The 23,253-nt window shown below is 49.5% G+C and carries 21 protein-coding genes; 5 read left to right on the plus strand and 16 right to left on the minus strand.

The genetic code is table 11. The features are described from left to right. From alr to murF, 4 genes are all read right to left on the minus strand, one after another. Nucleotides 1–1,164 carry an alanine racemase gene (alr, locus tag HMPREF3093_RS05525; protein WP_070756045.1) on the minus strand — a complete coding sequence of 388 codons (1,164 nt, stop codon included), beginning with the start codon at nucleotides 1,162–1,164 and terminating at the stop codon, nucleotides 1–3. 21 nt (nucleotides 1,165–1,185) lie between these two features. Continuing rightward, entirely contained in the window at nucleotides 1,186–1,581 is a 396-nt protein-coding gene (gene acpS, locus HMPREF3093_RS05530; protein WP_257244537.1) for a holo-ACP synthase, read from the minus strand. A gap of 32 nt (nucleotides 1,582–1,613) precedes the next feature. Continuing rightward, a complete protein-coding gene (locus tag HMPREF3093_RS05535) occupies nucleotides 1,614–3,170 on the minus strand; it encodes a degradosome RNA helicase CshA (RefSeq protein ID WP_070756049.1) in 1,557 nt (518 codons plus the stop codon). Nucleotides 3,171–3,497: 327 nt separating this feature from the next. After that, nucleotides 3,498–4,901: a UDP-N-acetylmuramoyl-tripeptide--D-alanyl-D-alanine ligase gene (murF, locus tag HMPREF3093_RS05540; RefSeq protein ID WP_070756051.1), complete on the minus strand. Its 1,404-nt coding sequence runs from the start codon at nucleotides 4,899–4,901 to the stop codon at nucleotides 3,498–3,500. A 133-nt stretch (nucleotides 4,902–5,034) separates the two neighbouring features. On the opposite strand from murF, the gene HMPREF3093_RS05545 reads away from it, so the two are divergent. Then, nucleotides 5,035–5,934, plus strand: coding sequence for a hypothetical protein (locus tag HMPREF3093_RS05545; RefSeq protein WP_070756053.1), 900 nt, complete (start codon nucleotides 5,035–5,037; stop codon nucleotides 5,932–5,934). 116 nt (nucleotides 5,935–6,050) lie between these two features. Further along, nucleotides 6,051–6,977, plus strand: a complete 927-nt coding sequence (locus tag HMPREF3093_RS05550) for a hypothetical protein (RefSeq protein WP_070756055.1) — start codon at nucleotides 6,051–6,053, stop codon at nucleotides 6,975–6,977. A gap of 50 nt (nucleotides 6,978–7,027) precedes the next feature. Here the strand turns inward: HMPREF3093_RS05550 and HMPREF3093_RS05555 are convergent, their stop codons facing one another. From HMPREF3093_RS05555 to HMPREF3093_RS05605, 11 genes are all read right to left on the minus strand, one after another. After that, nucleotides 7,028–7,663 carry a GyrI-like domain-containing protein gene (locus tag HMPREF3093_RS05555; RefSeq protein WP_070756057.1) on the minus strand — a complete coding sequence of 212 codons (636 nt, stop codon included), beginning with the start codon at nucleotides 7,661–7,663 and terminating at the stop codon, nucleotides 7,028–7,030. Nucleotides 7,664–7,743: 80 nt separating this feature from the next. After that, a complete protein-coding gene (locus HMPREF3093_RS05560) occupies nucleotides 7,744–8,616 on the minus strand; it encodes a helix-turn-helix transcriptional regulator (protein WP_070756058.1) in 873 nt (290 codons plus the stop codon). Nucleotides 8,617–8,716: 100 nt separating this feature from the next. Further along, nucleotides 8,717–9,685: a UbiA family prenyltransferase gene (locus HMPREF3093_RS05565; protein WP_143227664.1), complete on the minus strand. Its 969-nt coding sequence runs from the start codon at nucleotides 9,683–9,685 to the stop codon at nucleotides 8,717–8,719. Continuing rightward, a complete protein-coding gene (locus HMPREF3093_RS05570) occupies nucleotides 9,657–10,781 on the minus strand; it encodes an FAD:protein FMN transferase (protein ID WP_070756059.1) in 1,125 nt (374 codons plus the stop codon). Before HMPREF3093_RS05570 ends, HMPREF3093_RS05565 begins: the two co-directional genes overlap by 29 nt. A gap of 130 nt (nucleotides 10,782–10,911) precedes the next feature. After that, the gene (locus HMPREF3093_RS05575) at nucleotides 10,912–11,757 is read right to left on the minus strand and encodes an FMN-binding protein (protein WP_023391601.1); all 846 of its coding nucleotides are present in this window, start codon (nucleotides 11,755–11,757) and stop codon (nucleotides 10,912–10,914) included. A 79-nt stretch (nucleotides 11,758–11,836) separates the two neighbouring features. Beyond that, on the minus strand, nucleotides 11,837–12,814 hold the full coding sequence (locus tag HMPREF3093_RS05580; RefSeq protein WP_070756060.1) for a polyprenyl synthetase family protein: 978 nt from the start codon (nucleotides 12,812–12,814) through the stop codon (nucleotides 11,837–11,839). Nucleotides 12,815–12,904: 90 nt separating this feature from the next. After that, complete coding sequence (locus HMPREF3093_RS05585; protein ID WP_070756061.1) at nucleotides 12,905–14,905, minus strand: NAD(P)/FAD-dependent oxidoreductase; 2,001 nt, start codon at nucleotides 14,903–14,905, stop codon at nucleotides 12,905–12,907. 105 nt (nucleotides 14,906–15,010) lie between these two features. Beyond that, complete coding sequence (locus HMPREF3093_RS05590) at nucleotides 15,011–15,727, minus strand: pseudouridine synthase (protein WP_070756062.1); 717 nt, start codon at nucleotides 15,725–15,727, stop codon at nucleotides 15,011–15,013. Nucleotides 15,728–15,729: 2 nt separating this feature from the next. Next, nucleotides 15,730–16,362: a DUF421 domain-containing protein gene (locus HMPREF3093_RS05595; protein WP_070756063.1), complete on the minus strand. Its 633-nt coding sequence runs from the start codon at nucleotides 16,360–16,362 to the stop codon at nucleotides 15,730–15,732. Then, nucleotides 16,359–16,808, minus strand: coding sequence for a DUF3290 family protein (locus tag HMPREF3093_RS05600; protein ID WP_070756064.1), 450 nt, complete (start codon nucleotides 16,806–16,808; stop codon nucleotides 16,359–16,361). The genes HMPREF3093_RS05595 and HMPREF3093_RS05600 overlap by 4 nt, the downstream gene beginning before the upstream one ends. 55 nt (nucleotides 16,809–16,863) lie before the next feature. Next, nucleotides 16,864–17,712, minus strand: a complete 849-nt coding sequence (locus HMPREF3093_RS05605) for a VOC family protein (protein WP_180363276.1) — start codon at nucleotides 17,710–17,712, stop codon at nucleotides 16,864–16,866. Nucleotides 17,713–17,980: 268 nt separating this feature from the next. Here HMPREF3093_RS05605 and HMPREF3093_RS05610 point away from each other — a divergent pair, with 268 nt between their 5' ends. From HMPREF3093_RS05610 to HMPREF3093_RS05620, 3 genes are read left to right on the plus strand one after another with little or no spacing between them, the layout of a single operon-like run. Beyond that, nucleotides 17,981–18,811 (plus strand): alpha/beta hydrolase, encoded by an 831-nt coding sequence (locus HMPREF3093_RS05610; RefSeq protein WP_070756066.1) that lies wholly within the window; start codon nucleotides 17,981–17,983, stop codon nucleotides 18,809–18,811. 40 nt (nucleotides 18,812–18,851) lie between these two features. Beyond that, on the plus strand, nucleotides 18,852–20,018 hold the full coding sequence (locus HMPREF3093_RS05615; RefSeq protein WP_070756067.1) for an ATP-grasp domain-containing protein: 1,167 nt from the start codon (nucleotides 18,852–18,854) through the stop codon (nucleotides 20,016–20,018). A 60-nt stretch (nucleotides 20,019–20,078) separates the two neighbouring features. Then, nucleotides 20,079–21,077: a nucleoid-associated protein gene (locus HMPREF3093_RS05620; RefSeq protein ID WP_070756068.1), complete on the plus strand. Its 999-nt coding sequence runs from the start codon at nucleotides 20,079–20,081 to the stop codon at nucleotides 21,075–21,077. Between the two features lie 63 nt (nucleotides 21,078–21,140). Here the strand turns inward: HMPREF3093_RS05620 and HMPREF3093_RS05625 are convergent, their stop codons facing one another. Next, nucleotides 21,141–23,045: a M13 family metallopeptidase gene (locus HMPREF3093_RS05625; RefSeq protein WP_070756069.1), complete on the minus strand. Its 1,905-nt coding sequence runs from the start codon at nucleotides 23,043–23,045 to the stop codon at nucleotides 21,141–21,143. Nucleotides 23,046–23,253: the final 208 nt, after the last annotated feature.

Raw genomic sequence — 23,253 nt, forward strand, 5'->3', positions numbered from 1 at the left:
TTAGTCCTCTCCTTCCTCATCTTGAAGGTAAATCCGTGGAATACGATCGCTGAGCCCGCAGAAGATTTCATAGGAAATAGTCCCAACCTGACGAGCCAAGTCCGCTGCGTGGTTCTCTAAGTGATGGTCCTGTCCAATCAAGGTAACGGTGGTTCCCACTGGTACTTGATGTGGCAAGCGAATCATCAGTTGGTCCATATTAATGACGCCAAGGACTGGGCAGGCTTGGCCTTCCACCAAGACAGGAATGTCCTTGTAGTGGCGGAACCAACCGTCTGCATAGCCGATTGGAATGGTCGCAACCCACTCATCTTCCTGGGCTTCATAGGTTGCCCCGTAGGAAATCTTGCTGCCCTTTTCCACTTGCTTGACGTAGACAATTTCTGAAATCAATTGGAGGGCTGGCTGCAAATCAATGGGCAGGCTAGAACGCTCATCCTTAGGATGCATACCATACATGGAGATGCCGAAGCGCTCAATGGAAGAAACAGGCTGACGCTTGAACCACACGCCCATGGCGGAGTTGGCATAGTGTCGCACAGTGACCGAGTCTGGCACAGCGGTCAGCAGTTCCTGCCATTTAGCCCACTGGGTCTCCACATAGGCAGGGTCACCCCCACCGGCAGTTGAGAAGTGAGTGTCGACCCCTTCCCAGTTGACCCATGGAAAGGCCTGAATGCCCTCAGCGAAGGCTTGGACTTCTTCTACTGTCCGTAGGCCGATGCGCCCCATGCCCGTATCCAAGGCCAGATGAACCTTGAGCTTAGCATCATCCAGCAGGCTTTCTTGGTGGTTGGACACTAACTGAGCCCAAGCTTCCTGGAACCAGATTAGGTCAGAGACAATGACGGTCAGGCGATAGTAGACCAACTCAGCAATAGCGCGTGGATCTACCAAGCCCAAGATTAAGATAGGCTGGGCTAGGAGGCCGGCTTGACGGAGTTCAATCCCCTCGTCAACGGTGGCAACGGCTAAGCCTTGCGCGCCAGCTGCCAGGGCTGCCTTGGCGACGGCAACTGCTCCGTGCCCGTAACCGTTAGCCTTAACAACGGCGTAGAGGGCCTGGTCTGGCTCCAGATGACGCTTCATTTCCCTCACATTGTGTTGAATTGCATTGAGATTAATTATCGCCACTGTTGGGCGGTGTTCACTGGCTTGTGACATAAGACTTTCCTACCTTTTACTCTAATCTTCTCTAGTCAAATACTGATCCAAAGCCGCCTGCAAGCTGGCTTCGTCTTGCTCAATCAGGACGGTGGCCGTGGCATAGTGGTCCGAATGGCTGATACTAAGCTGGACGCCTGCCGTCAGGGGGGCCACCGCAAAATAAGGCGCACCCGATGGCTTGTTGGCAATGCTCATATCGGTGAAGCGAATCCGACCAATGCCTGTCCCCAAGGCCTTGACATAGGCTTCCTTGGCGGCAAAGCGGCCGGCCAAGAATTCGAGGGCCCGATGCTCCTTCATGGCCTCATAGCGAGCCAATTCCTCTGCCGTCAAGACCTTAGACGCAAAGCGTGGCGACCGCGCCACTGCTTCTTGAATTCGGTCGATTTCAATAATGTCAGTTCCAATACGCACGATCGCCACGCTCCTTTGGGCTTATTCTCTGGTTAGTTGGTTCGTTTTTTAATGGTATATTGTTTCTTGCTGCCGTCCGCCTTAGGCTTGCCTACAGGCTTAGCAGCTGAACGTGGCCGCTTGTCTTTGCGGTCAAAACGTTCCTTATGACCATGGTCTTGACGGTCGCCACGGTCCTTGTGGAAGTCCCGCTTCTTACCGTGATGACCACGACGGCCGTTGCCGCCGCCCTTACCAGTCTTGTAACCACCGGATTTGCGGTGGGCATTTGGCAATGGTTTTTGTGGTGAAATTTGAACTTCTACTTGGCTGTTGCTAGACAGGATTTGCCCTAACATAGCCGCTACCAAGTCGTTAGGCTGATAGTGGTTGAGCAGGAGTTTAGCCGTGTTACGGTGCTCATCAGCATCGCCGGCTTCCAAGGTCTCGTTAAGTTGATCAATCAGTGATTGAACCTGACCTGCTTGCGCCTCCTTCAAGGTTGGCGGCTTCATTGGTTGCATACGTTTGCGGGTCAAATCTTCGATAACGCGCAGGTAAGACATTTCTGCTGGCGTCACGAAGGTGATGGACATGCCTTCGTTGCCGGCACGGCCTGTACGGCCAATACGGTGAACGTAAGATTCTGGGTCTTGACTGATATCATAGTTGTAGACGTGGGTCACGCCGGAAATATCCAAGCCCCGCGCCGCCACGTCAGTCGCTACCAAGAGCTCTACCTGACCTTGACGGAAGGCGTTGATGACGCTAGTCCGCTTCTGTTGCGGAATGTCACCGTGGATGAGTTCAGCATTGTAGCCGCGTAGGCTGAGGCCCCGTGCCACTTCGTCAACCCGCTTCTTAGTACGGCAGAAGACGATGGCTTGTGTTGGCATCTGAACATCCAACAAGCGAGTGAAGATATCAAACTTCTCGTCATCCCGGCATTTGATGAAGAACTGTTCAATCAAGTCAGCGGTCATTTGCTTGGCTTCAATCTTGACGTGAGCAGGTTCCTTAAGGAATTGGTCTGCTAGGCTGCGGATTTCAGGTGGCATGGTCGCTGAGAATAAGAGGGTCTGACGTGAAGCTGGCGTGGTTGCCGCGATTTCCTTGACGTCTTCAATAAAGCCCATGTTGAGCATTTCGTCGGCTTCGTCTAAGACTAAGGTCTTGAGATGTTTGAGGCTGAGTGCCTTACGACGCATCAAGTCTAGAATACGACCTGGTGTCCCGACCACGATTTGTGGTTGATTACGCTTGATCCATTCGATTTGCTTACCGATGGAAGAACCCCCGTAGACCACATAAATACGGGCACGTTGGTACTTACCTAAGCGGTAGAGTTCTTCTTGTACTTGGATGGCTAATTCCCGGGTTGGGGCTACCACCAAGCCTTGGATGGCGGATTGGTTCTTGTCCAATTTATTGAGCATTGGCAAGCCAAAAGCTGCCGTCTTCCCGGTCCCTGTTTGGGCTTGACCAATCAAGTCTTGGCCTTCTAAGGCCACAGGCACTGCTTGTTGTTGGATCGGGGTTGGCTCTTCAAAGCCCATATCGGCTAGTGAGTCAAGCAAGGGTTGAATCAGGTTAAGTTCTGTAAATTTCAAAGGTATATCGTCTCTTTTCTATCTAAATTTTGGGGTTGATTCCAGTGGCATCTTGTCATCAAGACATCAAAATTGACCGCTAGGCGATGCCGAATCCGTCGGCCATCAAGCGGTCAAGTTACACATGTTGCTTTGTTAACGCGTTGTATGGTTGTAACCTCTAACTCTTAGTGTACCATGACTAGGAGGGAAACACAACTGAGAGGACTAGGCAAATGAGCTAGTTTTATATGTCTTTTTGCCCTGCTAGCGCTTATTTTCTTTCCAGTCGCTAGCCTCAAGAAAAAAAGCGACAAGCTATCTCCTGCTTGTCGCTCTTCTTTTCTTCTAGTGTGTCTCCTTACCAGTTAGGGCAGTGACTACCTGCAAGAGGTCTGTCCCGAAGCTAGACTTGACTAGGACTAGGTCCTTATCTGTTAAATCAGCCTGCAATTGCGCAATTAAGCGGCTGTGGTCAGCTGGCTCGTAGAAGAGGTGGCTGGCTTCATAGCAGTCTTGCAAGGCCTCATAGAGGCTAGCAATTTCTGGACCGAAGAGGTAAACCCGCTCGAAGCTCTCTGGCGCTAGGCCTTGGGCTAGGGAACGGTGCAGTTGGGCACTGGCTTCACCTAGTTCGCGGACATCTCCTAAGACAGCAATTCGGCGTTGGCCAGGCGCCAAGTTAAGGGCAGCCAAGCTCTTAAGCACGGCTAAGACAGAGGTTGGGCTAGCATTGTAGGCATCATTAAGTAGGCGCGCCCCTTGATGGGTGGTCAACCATTCTAGACGGTTAGCCGTCAACTGGAAGTTAGCTAATTGGAAGATTGCCTGTTCTAGTGGCACATCCAATAACTCCGCCACGCTAAGGGCAATCAGGGCATTGCTGACATTGTAGGCCCCTAGGACTGGAATGGTGCAAGTGACGTTTGGTTCCAGATTAGTCTTGAAGTAGGTCCGGTCCACTTCCTCCACCATGTCATAGGCGAAGGCATCCGCATGGTCTGTGAAGCCAAAGGAACGTAGGTAAATTGGCTGATCAATTTCAGGCATTTCGGATTCAATAAGTGGCTCATTGGCTGGATAGAGCAAGACGCCATTTGGCTTGAGGCCGTATAAAATCTCCAACTTAGCCTGGGCAATTCCAGCACGGGAACCCAAGAATTCCAGGTGGCTCTCACCAATCAGAGTGATGGCCGCAATATCAGGCTGGGCAATCTCACTCAGTTGCTTAATTTCCCCGAAATCGGACATACCCATCTCGATGACCGCCACTTGGGTGTCTTCCGGCATCTGAAGCAAGGTATAAGGGAGGCCAATCTCATTGTTGTAGTTACCCTGGGTCTTGTGAACCCGGTACTTGGCTTGGAGAACCATGGCGGTCATGTCCTTGGTCGTGGTCTTGCCGTTTGAACCCGTTACCCCTACCACAATAGGATTAAGGTCCCGACGGTAGAAGTTAGCCAAGTCTTGGAAGGCCTGGAGGGTATCATCTACGAAGACCACTGCTAGGTCATCACTCGGCGCCTGAGCTGAATCTGCGGACCAGAGGGTGGCCACCGCCCCATTATCAAGGGCTTGTTGAATATAGGAATGGCCGTCTGTCGCTCCCCCTACTAGCGGAACGAATAGAGAGCCAGGCGTCACCTTGCGGGCATCAAATTCGACGCTGGTGATTGAAATCTGACGATCTTTGGCCGTATAGTCGATGGCCTTGGTATATTTTACAACATCCATGAGACGGATTGCTTTCATACTGTCACTTCCATTCTTGTCTTATCACCTACTAGTTTACACCATTTCTCCACAAATTGCACTGAAAGGAAGACAAGCCCATCCTATTATGGTATTATTATCCTAATATATTTATTACAAAGGAAGTGATTCTATGAAAGCACTCAAAAAAGTCCTACTAGCTGGCTTAGCACTATCCTGTCTAGCCGGTCCTATGGTCCAAGCGGCGCCTCGAATCATCAATATCCGTGATAAAGACTTCACCAATATCGAAGAACCCCTCGATGCCATTCCTGCCACCACCCTTACCCTCCATCCGGCGCCAAGAACTGAAGACCAGGTACGTGAAGATGTTACCTTCGCCCTCCAAGCCTTTTACTATAATTCTGGTGCCCCTAAACGGGCTGATTTAGTGCAAATGGATGATGAAGTCTTATATGATAAGTTGACTGAACTTAGTATTGCTGCCCTGAAGGAGGCATACGGCGATATTATCCATGCCGACTTTAGCGTCGACTTCCTAGGCAAACCAGTCACCCTCGGCAAGGAGCTTCGTGACAGCATTAAGGTGATGATGGACTCCCATCAGGTCGCCAATAAATTTGCCATCAAAGACCTGAAAATAGACGGCGACACAGTCAATGTGTCCGTTGAGGTTCGCTATATCGATCAATACCAGTATGAAGCCATGCTACAATATGCGCCAAACTTCCAAACGGAGATCATGCCCTACATTGAAAAAATGCGAGCTAAATACACAAAGGACCTTCCTGAGAGTCCAGCAGCCAGCCTCCTCATTAACCGAGCGCTCAAGAATTACGCGATCAATGAGGTAAATGTCGATGGCAATCACCGGGTCCCCCTAGAATATCCAACCCGCGTCCACGAGATTAAACTAACCTTCGTTTACGATGCTCAAGGTCGCCTAACCCTTCCCGATGAGACCCTGCTAGCCATCACCCAAATCAAAAACCGCGAATGGAAGAAACCATCCGACTCCCAATCCTCTGACCAAGTCAGTGATTCATCAGATAGCTCTAGCGAAAGTCGATAGAAAACCGATTTATAGAAAAGAGCCTTTATCCTATGCCTCGTTGCAAAAAAACGACATAGATGCCTTAGCTTGATATCTTGTAATTAAGGCAACTATTTATAGAAGGAAGTGATTCGATGAAACGCTTTAAATTAATCCTCTTAGCCCTAGTCTTATTTAGCACGCATTTCTTGATAACTCTATCTGTTTCGGCTACAGATAAGCCAGATCGTTATAATGGAGACTTTTACTATCGCTCAGAGCCAGATAACGCCATTGAGTCAAAGTCTCTCACGCTTCATCCTGCGCCGCGCTCCCAAGAACATGTTCGCGATGATCTTAATTTTGTCCTTCAGGCCTTCTACTATGAAAATGGTGCAAACAAGCGTATGGACCTCTTTCAGATGGATGATTACAAACTGCAACAAAAGATTGCAAACTTAACCCTTCAAGCCTACCGTGATGCCATCTCATGGGATTTTCCGGAGGACTATCAAGTGACATTCCTCGCCGAGACCTATAGCGCCAATAAAATTGTCGAGGATTTGTTGAAACTCACCATGAAATCCTTGCAGTTCGCTAACGCCTATGAGATTGTCTCCCTAGACATACAGGGTGATACCGTGACTGCTCAAGTGCTGGTACGTAGCATAGACGAGGACCATTACAATCGCAAATTGCAATCCTTGGACAACTTCGAATCAGAGATTAGACCCTTTATAAATGACCTAAGTCTCAGCCTAAGTACCAAAACTAAAAAGAATCGCTTTGATCGCTGGCTGCTAGGCAGCCTTATGAAAACTTACGCCATCAAGCATAGTAAGCAACAGGTTCGTGTCGCCTACTTAGATGGCTATGAACCAAGACGGCCTCTGACCTTAGTCTTCCACTACGATGCGTCTGGTCGCATCACTTTGACCGATGATACCTTACTGGCAATCACGCAAGTCAAGACCAGTGACTGGCGGCGTCTTATGAAGAAAGAAGGCTATCAGGATGCGCCAATCTCAGATCAGTCCGATGCTAGTGAACCTGCCGCAAATGAAAGCCATAAAGAAATATAATCAAAAAAACGAGGCTGAATCGCAGACCCAGTCTCGTTTTTTGATGTCTTTTAAAATGGTTTAACCGGCACCCGCAAAATCGTCTTAAGCTTGTCCGGCGCCACCCGCCGAGGGTCGGACAGGTATATTTCATGGTGGTGTCGGTCCTCTTGGAAGTCTAACTCATAGCCAGAAGTCTCTATGAAGGCATGCATCTTAGCCATGGTGGCAGGCTCCCTATCATAGCTCCCCAGGTGCAGACACTGGACACAGAGCCCTTCGTCCAAGCTAGCCAGTGTGAGCGCCTGACAGTCCAGACCTTTCTTGGCTTTGACTTGCGCCTTGGCCCATGCCACATCCTCTGGACGGATGAAGTCAGGTACTCGGATTAAGGCACGCCAGTGAAAATTAGCCTTGTGACTATAGTCGACTTGCCCTTGAAGCTGATCTTCTTGCCACCAGAGGCCTTCCAGGGGCGCGACCACATATTGCTGGAAGTCGGGAATGACATAGTCAGTCTTGTAGGACATCTTGAGGGCGTAAGCTACACCGTAGAGAATGGCCAGCGCCTGACTGTAGGCGCCCCCTTCCTCATTGGGGTCACCCTGCCCCGTCATCTGCAAGAAGCGTTGGCTAGGCACGGTCACTAGAGACGGCATCTCCTTGGCCTTGTAGTGGGGTTCGGCTTTTTTGACATCATAGGTCATGACAGTTCCTCCTTTATCTCTTTGATATATCTAGTATAGCAAGCTAACCCCGACATCTTCTGTCAGGGTTGAGTTTTTTGCTACATTTCTTTTATTTGATGCTGGAATGCTTGGGCGAGTGACTGAGGGGCTAGGACTTGAACATGAGCACCGTATGATAAGAGGTAGGCCACCAAGTCCTGATTAATTGGCAGCTGGGTCTGCACTAGGAGGCCGCCTTGGTCATCCTTGACCGCTAGTCCGGCGAAATCATCATAGACCCGATAGGCCACCTGATCATCAAAGCGTAGACTGACTGGACTTAAGTCTGACTCAAACAGAGTCTGGGGCAAGTCCAAGTGGCTATAATCCGCATCAAAGCCTTGTGCCAAGACTTGGAGGTCCTGCATACGACTTAACTTAAAATAGCGAAAGGCTTGCCGTTCCCGGCACCAGGCATAGAGATACCAGCGATAGTGCTTGAGCACTAGCCGAGCTGGCTCCACCTGCCGCTGACTCCAGCTACCTTGATTGGAACAGTAGCGAAAGGTCACCAAGTGACGCTCCAAAATAGCCTGCTTGAGCCAATCAAAGTCACGAGACAGATGGGGGCTTTGATGCCAAGTAGTTTGGTCCACCAAGAGCCAGTGGTCGGCTTTTTGACTGCCTTTGAAATGGGCTCGCAACTTATCTAGTAATCCAGCGTCAGCCTGACTGGCTTCAAGTGCGGCCAGAATCTGGCTCTGCTCTTGCTCTTGGAGCAGGCCAGCCGGCAAGACATAGCGCCGGTCAATTTCCCAGCCTCCCCCTTGGCCCTGGATGGCATAAACTGGCATGCCGAATTCCGATAAATCATCCATATCCCGCAAAATGGTCCGCTCCGTCACCTCAAAACGCTGGGCCAAGATTCGGGCCGGCGTCCGGCCATGAGCCAACAAATAATGCAAGATTCCTAAGAGACGCCCTGCTTTCATCCTATCACCCCTTTTATCCTATTATAGCATAGGCTTTAATACCCAAAAAGGCCTCCCTGGCTTGGACCTGTCATCCAAGCTAGGGAGGCTATTTATTTAGTTAAGGCAAGAGGATGCCCAGCAGCAACCAGGCACAATAGAGGCTGGCCACTAGGACAAAGGATTGGACCGAGAGGACGAAGGTTTCGCGCTTAACTTGTTTAGCGCGGAAGGCTGCGACCTTGGGCCAGTGAAGGGCCAGGCCAACAAAAGTCACCAAACCCCAGATTGGCAGGCGACCGATCAGGGCTAGCCCCAATAAGACTAGCCAAGGCAGAACTTGCAAGCCAGTATAGAGGGCTAGCGCACGCGCTTTGCCTAAGTAATAAACTAAGGTGAATCGTTGGTTACGGATATCCACTTCCAAGTCACAGGTATTATTGGCTAGCATAATACCGGCAATTAAGCTGACTAGGGGCAGACTGTAGCAAAAGAGCTCCAGAGTCAGGGCCCAGTTCCAGCCAATGGTCACCATCCCACCTGACCACTGACTCCACAACAACTGGTCGTAGGCGGTCATGTAGACGGCTAGGAAGAAGATGCCAAAACCCATAGTAAGGCCTGAGAAGACTTCCCCTAGGGGCAGGCGCGACAAGGGCATAGGCCCATAGGTATAACCAATCCCTATTAGGAAGCAGAGGCCTCCTAGAACTAGCAGGAGGACATCGGTCCGACTGACAATGACCAGGGAGACGATAACCGAGAAGGCCAAAAGGCCAAAAATAATCCGGACCATTTGACTAAAATCTAATTGATGGACCCCAATGACATTTTCGCTGGTTTTGTAATCCAGGTCCACGGCCTTGTGGTAATCAACGGCATTATTAATGGCCGTCGTACACATATCGAAGCTCAGCACCGCCAAGGCGAAGAGGCTAGCATTAACCCAATTGAAGCGTCCCAAGTGATAATAGGTCCACAAGAATCCCGCCAGCATGGGAAAGACGCTGGCCACCTTGGTCCTGAGCTCAACAAATTCAAAGAAAATCGCTAGCTTTTGCTTAATCTTCAACAAGATGATACCCCTCATTCGTTAGTTGGAAACTATCCTTGAGGCCAGAGGTCACGTGAACCCCGTGATCCTTATCAATCAGCACCGCTTCAACCCCATCTAGGCTCTCAATAAAGGCCAATCCATCCTTGGTCCCCAAGAGGAAGAGCGTGGTCGACAGGGCATCGGCCTTGAGCGATACTTTGGTAAAAATAGTCGCCCCCGACAGGTCATTATCCACCGGGTAGCCCGTCTTAGGATCCAGGATATGGTGATAGCGGACACCGTCCACTTCCACATAACGTTCATAGATTCCAGAAGTCACGACTGTCCCGTCGATGACCCGCTTGGTTCCCACAACTTGCCCCCGGACCTCATCAGGGTCTTGAACTCCAACATTCCAACCTTCCGGACTGGATGGCGAGGTGCCCATAACAATGACATTACCACCTAGGTTGATAATGGCCGTATTGACCCCGTGTTTGGCCAAGATATTGCGGATGCCGTCGGCAATATAGCCCTTGGAAATCCCACCCAATTCTAGGGCCATACCCTCTTCTTCCAGACGCACCGTTTGGGCTGTTTCATCTAGGGTGATTTTGTGGTAGTCAATCTTAGGCAAGGCTGCCTGAATTTCCTGGTCGCTGGGCTTGCGCGCATCTACATCGCCAATTTTCCAGAGATTGGACACGGCCCCGATGGAAATATCGAAGCGCCCGCCGGATATTTCCGCCGTTTCCAGGGCTTGCTTAATGATGGTCAGGGTGGCGGGATCAACCTTGACCGCCTCATGGCCTGCCGCCTGGTTAATTCGGTAGACATCCGATCCTTCCAAGTTGGTGGATAGCAATTGCTCCATGTGGTCCATGTAGTCATAGGCTTCGGTCATGGCCGCTTCGGCCTCTGACCCTTCATGGAAAATTTGCAAGGTGACTGCCGTATGGAGCTTGGTCTCAGCCCGCATCAAGGGCGTGGTCACCACTGGCAAGGGCTCAGGGTTCGCTTCAGAGCTGGTGCTGCTAGCAGACTGGCTGGTGCTACTGCTGGTCTCCTCAGCACTGACCCAAACGGGACTCAAGGAGCCTAAGATTAAGAAGCCCAAAGCCAAGCCTTGCATTATAGTTGTTTTCTTCATACTTACTCCTTTTTGGTGGCAGTTTATCTGGCCTACCACCTAACTAATCTTACCTGATAGATCAGGCAGGCTCTGCTTGGAGCCATAAAAATAGAGGCCGGGAACAATCCCAGCCTCCCTTCACTTCTGATTATTCGCCAACAACGGCAGCTTTGATGACTTCTTTTTCACCTAAAGCGGCTGCTTCTAACAATTGTTTAGCATAGGTCTTGAAGGCGTTAGTTGTGTTGGTTGCCCCAGTCACAACATCCACATTGGCATTGCTAGACTTAACTAAGGCTTCGTTCAATTGCTTAACTGCATCAGCGTAAGAGACTTTAGCCTTGTCAGCCATCATCTTGTTGTAGTCAGCATCTTCAGACTTACGTTTGCCGTCTTTGTACATGTCGTAGTCTGCTTTTTCTACTTTACCGTCTTTGACAGTGAGGACGAACTTGGTAGTCCAACCACGTTGGTCAGCTGGTGCTTCCAAAGTGTATTCACCATCTTGAAGCGGTAATTTAGAGATGTTGACTTCGCCAGTCTTACCTTCTTTGGCTTGTTTCAAGAGTACCTTAGTAGAGAAGAAGAAAACTTCGCTAGTGTGGCTTGCACCAGTCACTACGTCAGCCTTGCCGTCTTTAACCAAGCTTTCGTCTAATTTCTTCATAGCTTCAGCTGCAGAAACTTTAGTTTTTTCTTTCATTTTGTCGTTGTATTCAGCGTTTTCAGATTTCTTCTCGCCCTTGTCGTTGACATAGTCGTAGTTAGAAGAAGCCACTTTACCGTCTTTGACCACGATGGTGTGGTGGAGTTTCCAGCCACGTTCGTCAGCGTCAGACACAGCGGTATATTCGCCGTCTTTCAAGTCTTTGACTTCAAAAGTAGTGGTTGCAGCTGGTTTAGCATCTTCCGCTAAAACTACGCTAGATAAGCTAGTCCCCAGAGATAAAACTGCTGCTAAGAGCATGGTTGATTTTAACAATGATTTTTTCATTCTAATTACCCCTTTACTGTATATGTTTACATCTTATAGTTTAACGCAATTCCAAGCCCTTGTCCATGACAAGCCCCTGTCAAAAGTGTCCTCTCATAACTTGATTGAGTAAGTTGACCAGTGTTTGGCTTTCTTGCTTGCCCCCTAGTCCTCTTAGGCGTTTTTCAGCCTTGGTTAGATAGTTGTCTACCAGGCGCTCCGTCTCTGTCAAAGTCCCTAAGTCGACTAGGGCTTGATAGAGCCGGTCTAGCTCCTGCTGGCTCCAAGGCTGGCCCCGCTCCTTAAGTTGCTGGCGCAAACTTGGATCCTCCTGCAAGCCTAAAATTAGGGGCGCCGTATAGATACCATTTTGAACATCCTGCATACGGGGTTTGCCACTAAGCTCGACATCCACTTGGTAGTCAATTAAGTCATCCCTGAGTTGGAAGGCCATGCCAATGGCTTGGCCCAGATAGAAGGCCTGACGATTCTGCAAGGCCGACTGATTCAAGCTATAGTAGCCAAAGAAAGTCGCGGCTGCAAATAAGAGGGCCGTCTTGCCTCGAATCTGCCGTAGGTAATCATACATGGTCATGCCCTGACGGTATTGGTTGGCAAGTTGGTTAAGCTCCCCTATCAGAATCCCCTCCATCACCCAGGCATCCAGAGGATTGCGGTCAAATTCCTGTTGGCTCTTTTGAATCAAGCGAGCCGCATAGGTCATCAGATAGTCTCCCGCATAGATGGCTAGGCGGTTGGACTTTTGAATATGGAGGGCCTCAATGCCCCTGCGAGTATCCGCCTCATCAATGACATCGTCATGAATGAGCGTGGCCAAATGTAGGACCTCAATGGCTGCCGCAATATAGCGTTTGGACTGGGTGATGCCTTCTGGAGTCAGCTGGGCCATGGCCAGACAGAGTCCGGCCCGCAGGTACTTGCCTGGGGCATCCATATAGGCCAGAATTTTCTCCCGGACATCCGGGATTTTAAGCTGGAGCTCTGACTTCATCAGAGCTTTGACCGCCACGAGCTCCTCTTGAATATATGGTAAAGACTCCCATATCGGGTGAACCATGGTTGGCCTCCTTTCTAGAAAGTGAGAGGATAAGAAGCTCCTCTTACAAAGCGAGGCCCCACACGGGGGCCTCCTTATTTACTTGATTTTTTAGGCTGGTGGACCATAGTGGTGACTGGTGCGGCCATAGAGCCAACGATCCAGCTTCTTACCTAACCAAGGCATTACCCAGTAGTCCAGACCAAAGGCCCGACCCGAGCCATTCATAAGGGCGATGGCAACTGGAATAAACCAGATGTTAACCCAGTAGAACATACCTGAGAGGCAGAACATAGTAACCAAGAGTACAGTCCCAGCATTGATTAACCAGACGAAAAGACCTGCAATCAAGGCCAAGCCGATTAAGATTTCCATAACGGTCATGAATTTCTGCATGAAGAGAGCCACGTCGCGGTTAGGCACGAAGAAGCGCATAATAGCCGCAAACCAATCTGGCATACCGTCTAAGACTGGTTTTGGACTTTCCCCATAAGCGTAGCTGAGGCCGAAGACCGCATGGCTGGCTTGAGCGACTGCCCCGCCGGCAGAACTAGCTGCAGAACTCATTGCTTCAGAGGCCCCAGAAGTCACGGCAGAAGATACAGAGCTAACGGCTTCAGAAGCGCCAGAGGTCACAACCGATGACACAGAGCTAGCTGCCTCAGAGGCCCCAGAAGTCACAGCTGATGCTGCAGCATTTGCAGTTTCTTGTAACCAGGCAAATGGGAAGACAACTTTGTCCCCAAACCAGTTAGTGGTTCCCCAGAGACCGAAGGCCTTCTTAAGCCCTTCTAAGAGCCAAACAGACCCATAGAAGAAACGCAATGGCACGGACCAGAGGATGTTACCGTGAGCAGCTAAATGCCCGCGGAAAATGTTGCGTTTGTCCTTAATCTTGAAGAACTCATGACGGACATAGGTCCACATGTAGTAGAAGGAACGAATGGTGAAGAAGTAGAGCACATTGACTAAGTGCTTCATCAACATAGCGAAGAAGCCAGTCAAATGCCATTTGCCCATGAGGAAGGCCACCCCGTAACGGGAGCCAATAGAGACCATAAAGCCATCGTATTTACCCTTGTAGGCGTGTTTCTCAGTTCCTTTGATATCGGCAATGATGTTGTGGGCCGCGGTTTCCCCAGTTTGTTCAGCTGCCTGAACGATTTGAGGCGTTGGACGACCGCCTTCATTTGGATCTTCATAGTAAACCAAGTCCCCTACCACATAGATACCTGGGTGGTCCTTAGCTTCCATGTATTGGTCTGCTACCAGACGGTTAGCACGGCCCGTTTCTAAACCAAAGACCTTAGCTTCAGTATTACCTTGCACCCCGGCGGTCCAAATCGTAGTATAGCTGTCGATGGTCTTGCCTGACGCTAACTCTACGTTATGCTTGTTAACAGCTTGAATCCCGTCACCAGTTGAGACTTTGATACCGACTTTGGTCATGTAACGCATGGCCTTGTCTTGTTCCTTGTCAGTCACCATAGCCAAGATTTTTGGCGCGGCTTCTACCAAATGAACAGAGAATTCTTCTTCATCTAAGTGGTAATCCTTCGCTAGGCGAGGAACCCATTCGATCAGCTCACCGACCATTTCAACCCCAGTAAAGCCTGCACCGCAGACGATGAAGCTGAGTAAGGCACGACGTTTAGCTTGGTTAGGTTCGTGTTCGGCCTTGGCACAGCATTCCTTGATGTGAGCTCGAATGCGCTCTGCTGCCGCCAGTGACCAGAGGGTAAAGCCATTTTCCTTAACACCTGCGACGCCGAAGTCGTTAGCTTCGCCACCCATGGCTAAAATCAAATAATCATAATGATAGCTGTAGCTTTCACCTTGGACTGTCTTAGTGGCTTCATCAATCCCGACAACCGTGTCTGTTACTAATTGTACTTTTTTGTATTTGTTGAAGATACGTTGTAAGTCATACTTGACCGCGTTAGCTTCCACACGTCCCCCCGCTACCTCATGCAATTCAGTCATGTAGGTATGGTAGGCATGCTTATCTACCAAAGTAATCTTAACATCCGCGTCATTCTTGAAGGTCTTGCCCAACTTACGGGCGGCCGAGATACCGGCATAACCGGCACCGACAATGACGATTTCTTTCACGCTCAACACTCCTCACTCTATTTTTTGATACTATACATTATACGGCTAAAAGCCTATTTTCTCAACGATTATCGACTTTTTGCTAAATATTTCCCATTACTATCCTTAAAGATAGTGCTTCAATTGTGCCAGTTCTTCTGGCTTAAGCGGCCGATAGGCACCAGGGGCTAGGTCCTGGTCTAGGACTAGGTGGCCCATGCGCAGACGGTGAAGCTGCGTCACCTTGACACCTACCGACAGGAACATCTTCTTGACTTGGTGGAACTTGCCCTCCCGAATGGTCAGGCGAGCCCGACTTTCTAGCGGACCAGAGGCCTCAATTACCAAGTGGGCTGGCGCACAGGGCTGATCCTGATCAATCAGAATGCCTTGGGCAAAACTAGCCACATGGTCCTGACTTAGCGGTCCATTGACCACTACCTGGTATTCCTTTTCCACATGGTATTGGGGATGCAACATGCGATAACCCAAAGGGCCGTTGGTGGTCAGAAAGACCAGGCCGGTGGTAGAACGGTCTAAACGGCCTACCGGATATAGGCCTGGTGCCTGATCTTGAGGAGCCAGGCAGTCAATGACCGTAGTGAAGCGGTTATCCGTGACTGCCGTTAAGACTCCCTGAGGCTTATGTAATAGCCAATAGGTCTCAGCCGGCTGGGTCAAGATTCTTCCCTGGACTTTGATTTCTTGCAAGCCAGGATCCACATTACGGTTGGGGCGACGTTCCACTTGGCCATCGACTTGTACCTGACAACTCTTGAGTAGTCGCTTAACTTGATTACGGGAACCTAGTCCCGCCTGATTCATGACTTGATCCAGACGCATGGCTAGTATTCCACTATGGTGATGTTACCATCAATATATTCTGCCAAGAAAATCTTGGCCACATCTTCTTGCCCTGCCTCGGCAATAGCTTGCATCAGCCATTCTTCGGTCTTGTCAATAGAATCCAGGGTTTTGTATTGAATATGCCCGTCTGTAATTAGCGGATACTTAGGATTTTCCTCACCATAAACCACAATATTGAGGCTGCCATTTTGTTCAATCACAGCCCGTTTAACCTTCTTGATAGAGTAGATATTCTGACTACGCAATTTGAAGGCCAAATCTTGAGCTGTTAGACCTGCTGCTCGTGTCGCCTCCACATCGATGACGCCACGGCTAATCAAATCCGTTGGTTCCCCATCAATGGTCTTCTTAAGAAGTTGGTTGTGGGTTTTCAGCCATTTAAAGCTCAGAACTAGCACTAACCAAATCATGAGAATAATTAAAAATTGCAGGATAGAAATACCAGGGTTATAAATAACCCCACCAATAATGCCCCCTAGGACATAGTTTTGGACCTGGTCACTGGCCGAAGCCGGCGCCAAATTGCCCTTACCTGTCAAATTAATGACTACAACCAAGGCCAACACGCCTAAGGCTAGCTTAATGGCGATATCTAAAAAATTTAATGTCATGGCTTTACCTCCACCAATTCGATCTTAGGCAGCTGAACTGCCATTTCCTCAAGGATATAGTGTCCTTCTCTATCGATGATAGTCCGATAGTAGCGGTCACCGGATTTGATAATGCCTCCGTCGGCCGCTGCTTCCGTATTAAGATAGAGCAATTCGGGCTTAGTCCCCAAATCTTCAGCCACCTGTTCCATCAAGTGACTAGCCCCTGAATATTGGCTAATGGCTGCTTGCTTAGCTTGCGCATCTTGCCAACGAGTCCCAGCTAAAATAAAGAAGCAGATAATCCCAATAATAGCTAATTCACGGTACTTAGAATCCTTGTTGCGATGGTAGTAAAACCATATAGCCAAGCCAATTAAGATAGCCAAGCCAACGAAAATGGTCAATTGGAGCCAGTCCGTTATATTAATTCGACTCTTCATATAGTCATAAGAATAGAATTTCATGCCATAACCTCCTTACGCTACACTATTATAGCGTAAAGCAAAGGTATGGACAAGCTTACAAACTCCGTAAAACTAGGCTAATGCCATTGCTATCGGTTACTTGCCAGCCCCCTTCTAGAGCTTGCACTTTAGCCCCCAAATCTTGGGCGCGCTTGACGATTGCGGCCTCTTCTTGAGGCGAGCTAGCGACAATACTAAAATGCTTAAGTCCTGCTTGGTCTGGTTCTTGTGGCGCTAGACGGCTACCTGCCCATTGGTTGGCAGCTAACTGGTGGTGATAGGTCCCAGATGACATCCAAGCCGCTGAAGACATCTGGAATTTAGTCTCCATACCTAAGACTTGGTTCCACCAGACGGCCGCTCGCTTACTATCTTGGACACTGAGGTGAATATGACCAATACGAGAGCCTTCGGGCATTTTATAAGGGCCATCAAGTGGCTTGGCGCTGTCGTAGACGCCTTGACCGTCCATTTCTAGGGTCACGCCTGGGATGCGCCCGTCCGATTCAATCTCCCATTGGCTTACCGGTTTATCGCGATAGACTTCAATGCCATTGCCTTCCGGATCCTCTAGGTAAATGGCCTCAGAGTAGCCATGGTCTGAAGCCCCAATCAGTGGCAGGGCCTGCTTGATGGCATGAACGAGGAAAGTCCCCAAGTCCTCTCGGCTTGGTAGGAGATAGGCCACGTGATAGAGGCCATAACGGGCTTGGCTTTCCTGTGGCGCGCTCACTGCTTCTAGGTAAAGCAGAGGCCGGTCACTGCCTTGGATGCCCAAGCCCACTCGCTCAGGGCTTTCTTCTAAGATAGCCATCCCTAAAGCCTGCTGATAGAAGGCCACCATATAGGGCAAATTAATCACATTGAGTGTGACAGATTCTAAATCAAAAGTTTCTTGATACATCATAAACTCCTTTCGTTGGGATAGAGAGATAAAGACATCTATATTATAAGAAGCTTACCCTAGTAAAAACTAGTAGGCACTTTTCATAGACTGACTATCTTTTAGGATAGAATTAAGTCCCTATAAGCCTAGGTTTTGACCTCGTCCTAGAACTTTCTAGCCTTCTTCACACTTTCTTTATATTCTCAAGGCTTGACCCGGCCAAAAATTCCTAGCCTAGACCCTGGCTTCATGTTAAAATATGGAGGACTAAGAAAGGAGCCCTGCCATGCATCACGCAGCCTATTTTTACCTAGAAATGCATACCCATGAATTAACTGTCCCTTATACCAACAAACCCCGTCGCATTCGGGTCCTCCTACCTAAGGATTACCAGAAGAACGAGAACAAGTCCTACCCTGTTCTCTACTTCCATGACGGCCAGAATGTCTTCTACAGCCGCGAATCCTTCAGTGGCCACTCCTGGAAAATTATTCCAGCCATTAAGAAGAATCCTGACATCCCCCAAATGATTGTGGTCGGGATTGACAATGATAACGAAAACCGCCTCAACGAATATTCACCTTGGCCTTTCACCAACACCCCGATTCCTGAAGGAATGCGCCTTGGGGGCAAGGGCCTGAATTATGCTGACTTCGTCATGAATGTAGTCAAGCCTTTTATCGATAGCCACTACCGGACCAAGCCTGACAAACGCCACACAGCCATGGCCGGCTCTTCCTTGGGCGGCAATATCACCCAATTTATGGGCTTGGAATATGCGGACCAGATTGGTAACCTAGGGGTCTTCTCTAGTGCCTCCTGGTTAACCGTCGAAGCCTTCAATCGCTACATTAGCCGTCAAAAGCTAGACCCTAGCCAACGCATCTTTATCCAAGTGGGGACCCAGGAAGGGGACGACACCGACCGCGACCTGACCCACGGTAACATGAAGCAAATCTACATCAACGCCTCCCTCAGCTACTATCAACAATTACTGGCTGGCGGCATGCCCCAGGACCGACTCCAGCTAATTATTGCGGCTGATGCCACCCACAGTGAAGAAGCCTGGGCAACCTATCTACCCGATTGCCTACGTTTCCTAAGCGAAGAATGGTAGGCTAAAGGTCCCTGACCCTAGCAGAAAGGATTGATTCCCTATGAACTATATTGTTATTTCTCCCTACTACCCTGCTAACTTCCAGCCCTTTTCCTATAAGTTACGTCAACATGGCGTCAATGTCCTAGGGATTGGCCAGGAACCTTATGACCAACTCAACGATGAGCTCAAAGCGACCCTGACTGAATACTTCCGGGTGGATAATCTGGAAGACCTGGACCAAGTCACTCGTGCGGTTGCCTTCTTCTTCCACAAGTATGGACCGATCGACCGTATTGAGTCCCACAATGAATACTGGCTGGAATTAGATGCTGGTCTGCGTCAGCAGTTCAATATCTTTGGCGTCAAACCCCAAGATTTGGCCAAAACTAAGTACAAGTCCGTCATGAAGGAATACTTCCGCAAGGCTGGCGTACCGGTCGTGGACGGTCGCGTGGTTAGCCAGACTTCAGAAATCGATGCCGCCGTCCAAGACTTAGGCCTGCCACTGATTGCTAAACCCGATAATGGCGTGGGGGCTGCCGCTACCTACAAACTCATGACGCCAGAAGATGTGGCCCAATTCAAGGCTACTTGGGGCGAGTCCACTTCTTACTTCCTGGAGCAGTTTGTCTCCTATCCAACGGTGACGACTTTTGATGGTCTGATTGATGCCGAGGGTAATATTGTCTTCGAAACCGGTCTGACCTACTACTACCCACCACTGGAATTAGTCTTGGAGCGTAAGGACAATGCCTTCTATATTGAGAAGGAACTCCATCCTAAGTTGCGTGAATATGGCCATGCCATCATCAAGTCCTTCGGCATGAAGGAGCGCTTCTTCCATATCGAATTCTTCCGGACGCCGGACGATGACTTTATCGCCATTGAATACAACAACCGCCCAGCCGGTGGCTTCTGTATCGACATCTACAACTATGCCCATGATATTGACCTCTACGATTATTGGGCTAAGCTAGTGACAGGCCAAGAACTGCCAAAGCAGACCGCCCATGGTCGCTACTGCCTGGCGGTAGCCCGTCGCGATGAGCATACTTATGTGGCCAGCCACCAAGACATCCTGGATCGATTCGCTGACCAGATCAAGATGACTGCCCGCATTCCGCAGGCTTTCGCTGATTTACTTGGGGACAGTCTCTATGTCATGACGACCCCTTCCCGTCAAGTTGTTGATGATATGGTCCGTTTTGTCGGCCAACGCGTCTAAGCATCTCAAATATTAGGGGGCTTCTGCCCCCTTTTTCTTCACTAGAAAGGATTCCTCAACATGTACATTCACCAAGCCATTCTCCACATCCTGGATAAGGATGCTGGTAATCTCTTCCTATCCCAGGAAGCCATGGACTTATCCTCGCCCCTGATTCGGACCTACCTGGATAAGCTCCTGACCAAGGTCCAAAAGGCAGAACCCAAACGCGCTAAGCTTGAAGTTGACAGCGCCCTCTGGACTAGTCTCAAGGATGACCAAGTCAGCCTGATTGACAAATCCACTAGCCTAGCCGATAAGCTCTTCGATTTGATTGGGCCAGCAGAAGAAATCGCCGCTGCCGACTATCTCTTCTTCGAGGCTAGCGATGACCATGAACAGCGCTATTTTGGCCTGATACGCCTGGACTACTCCAGTCAGGTCACCCATTTCCTATCGGCCGAATCGCAATTAGTCAATCAACTGGTCATGCACCACGCCATTCTCCCAAGCCCCACCCAGACGCCATCGGAATTCTTCTTGCTGAACTTGGCCACTGGTGACTACCAAATTCTAGAGAAGCAATATGTCATCGAAGGCAAACGCTGCCTCTACCTATCCGAACGCATTTTGGAAATCGCCCCACCTCAAGCAGCGCCGCAGCAAATCAAGCAAATCAAAAAGGCGGTCGCCGACACCGCCAAGCAATTTGACCAAGAACCTTATCAGGCCCTGGCAACTACTCAAAAGGTTATTCTGCAACAGTTAGAAGAGGACCATGTCATCAATGCAGAAGAAATCACCCGTCAGGTCTTCAAGGGCAATCTAGGCGCCCAGGACGCGGCGCGCGAGGCCCTAGTCAAAAGAGAAGTCCCAACCAACATTGCAGTCAACAACGTGCCCAAGTATGAGAAGAAGTACGCCAAGCAAAAATTCAAGCTGGCCAATGGCATCGAGCTCATGGTGCCAACTGAGCTCTATGATGACCCTGAAGTCATTGAGTTCATTAACAATCCAGACGGCTCTATTTCCGTTATGATTAAAAATGTCGAAACCATTGTCAATGCCTTTAACGGCTAAGAAAAAAGCCTCTGGCTGATGGCTCCAATGCCATCGGTCAGGGGCTTTTTTATTATCTTGAGATTACCAAATCGTTACCCGTTCTTCAGGTGCCAAATACATGGCGTCGCCGGGCTCAATCCCGAAGGTTTCATAGAAGGCCGCCAAATTCTTAGGTGCCATGTTGGCTCGTAACTCACCTGGCGAGTGAACGTCAATGTTGAGAAGCAGGTTGACATACTCTGGTCGTGCTTTGCGACACCAGACGCGGGCCCAGTTGAAGAAGAAGTCTTCCAAGTCAGCATCCGGCAGAGCTTGAGCTGCTTCAAGGGCACAGCTTAGACCGCCCGCATCCGCAATATTTTCAGAGACGGTCAAGGTCCCATTAATCTTGCCGTCACCAAACGGAATCCCATCCCAGAGCTTGATCATCTTATCGGCCAGGCTGTTGAAGTGAGCCAAGTCCTCTTCCGTCCACCAGTTAGACAAGCTACCGGTCTCATCAAACTGGGCGCCATTATTGTCAAAGGCATGGGAAATTTCATGGGCAATCACGGCCCCAATCCCCCCATAGTTGGCGCTAGCTGATTGTTGCAGGCTATAGAATGGCGCCTGCAGAATAGCCGCTGGGAAGCAGATTAAGTTATTAGATGGATCATAGTAGGCATTGACCGTGTTGGCACTAATTTCCCAGAGATCACGGTCCACTGGCTTGTTCCACTTGCTGAGGTTGTAGCGAGTTGCTACTTGGGTGAAGAAGATAGAAGCCTGGAAGAAGTTGCGGTCGCCGACAACTAACTCCTCATAGACTGGCGGAATCTTGTCAGGATAGCCCACTAAGAGGTCCATTTTCTGTAGCTTGAGAATGGCCTTTTCGCGAGTGGCAGGGCTAAGCCATTCCTTGGTTTCTAGGCGTTTTTGGTAGATGGCAATCATGTTCTTGACCATTTGAGTCACGTCTTCCTTGGCTTCAGGGCCAAAGTAGCGTTGGGCATAGAAGTCCCCTAAGACTTGGTCGAATGCTTGATTGACATGGCTGTAGGCCAATTTTTCAAAAGGTCTCATGGCTGGGTTGCCAGTCAAGGCCTGGGTCATACGGTGGCTGATAGCCCGCGCCTCTTCAGACAGATAGCTGGTCGCACCCGTAACCAGACGCAAGGTCAACCAGGCCTTAAGCTCAGTCAAATCAGCTTGATCTACTAGTTCCTTGAAGGCCTCGAAGAATTTAGGTTCGCCCACGTTTAGGGTCTCAGGCAAGCCACCTAAGACGGACTCTAGCACTGCCTTGAAGTCGATTTGGTCGGAGTAAGCCGCCACTTGATCCAACTTGCGAGGGTTGTGGAAGACCACATATTCTGCCGCTTCTTCCTTAGATAAGGTATAAGGAGCTAGACGGGCATCAAAGGCCATGCCGGCTGTCACCAGTTCTACTGCTTCCTTAGCATCCAAGCCTAATAAAGCCAGTAAGTCTAAGGCCACTTGGCGGTAGACTGCCAATAATTGCTGGCCTTGCGCATGGTCGGGCTCATAGTAGGTACGGTCAGGCAAAATCAATCCTGGGCGACCCAAATGCACCACATAGCGATTGGAATCCGCCATATCTTGGATGACGCCTAGGCCGAAGGGCCCTGGTAGGCCTTCTAAAATACCGGTTTTAGCCCACTCAGTCAGGTCAGCTACTGAGGTCAGTGCTTGGATGCGCTCGATATAAGGACGCAAGGGACTCATACCCAGAGCAGCGCGCCCCTCCTTATCCAAGGCTAACTGATAGTAAGCAACCATTTCCTTTTGCATCTTGGTCAGTGAGTCAGGCTGATCAATCAAGTCAGCCAAATCCTTCATCAGGTCGGCTTCTACCTTGTCGGCCAAATCTGAAAAGCCACCCGTTGTTGGCTTATCATCCGGGATGACAGCAGTTTCTAACCAGGCCCCATTGACTGCCTGGAAGAGGTCTGTCTTAATCAGATCACGTTCTACTTTATGTGTCATAGCACTTCCCCTTTTCTTATTTTATTAGCTCTATTATAGTCCTTTTATCTTGGCAGGACCACTCAAACGATTAAAGCATAAAAAAAATGGACTAGATCAGCTGACCTAGTCCTTCATTCTTAGAAACTACTATAAATGTAAGGCTGCACGCCTCCAGTATCCTTAGCCAATCCGTAGATGACGAGGATCATAATCAATACGTAGAAAA

This window comes from Abiotrophia sp. HMSC24B09 (assembly GCF_001815865.1).
Lineage (GTDB): Bacteria > Bacillota > Bacilli > Lactobacillales > Aerococcaceae > Abiotrophia.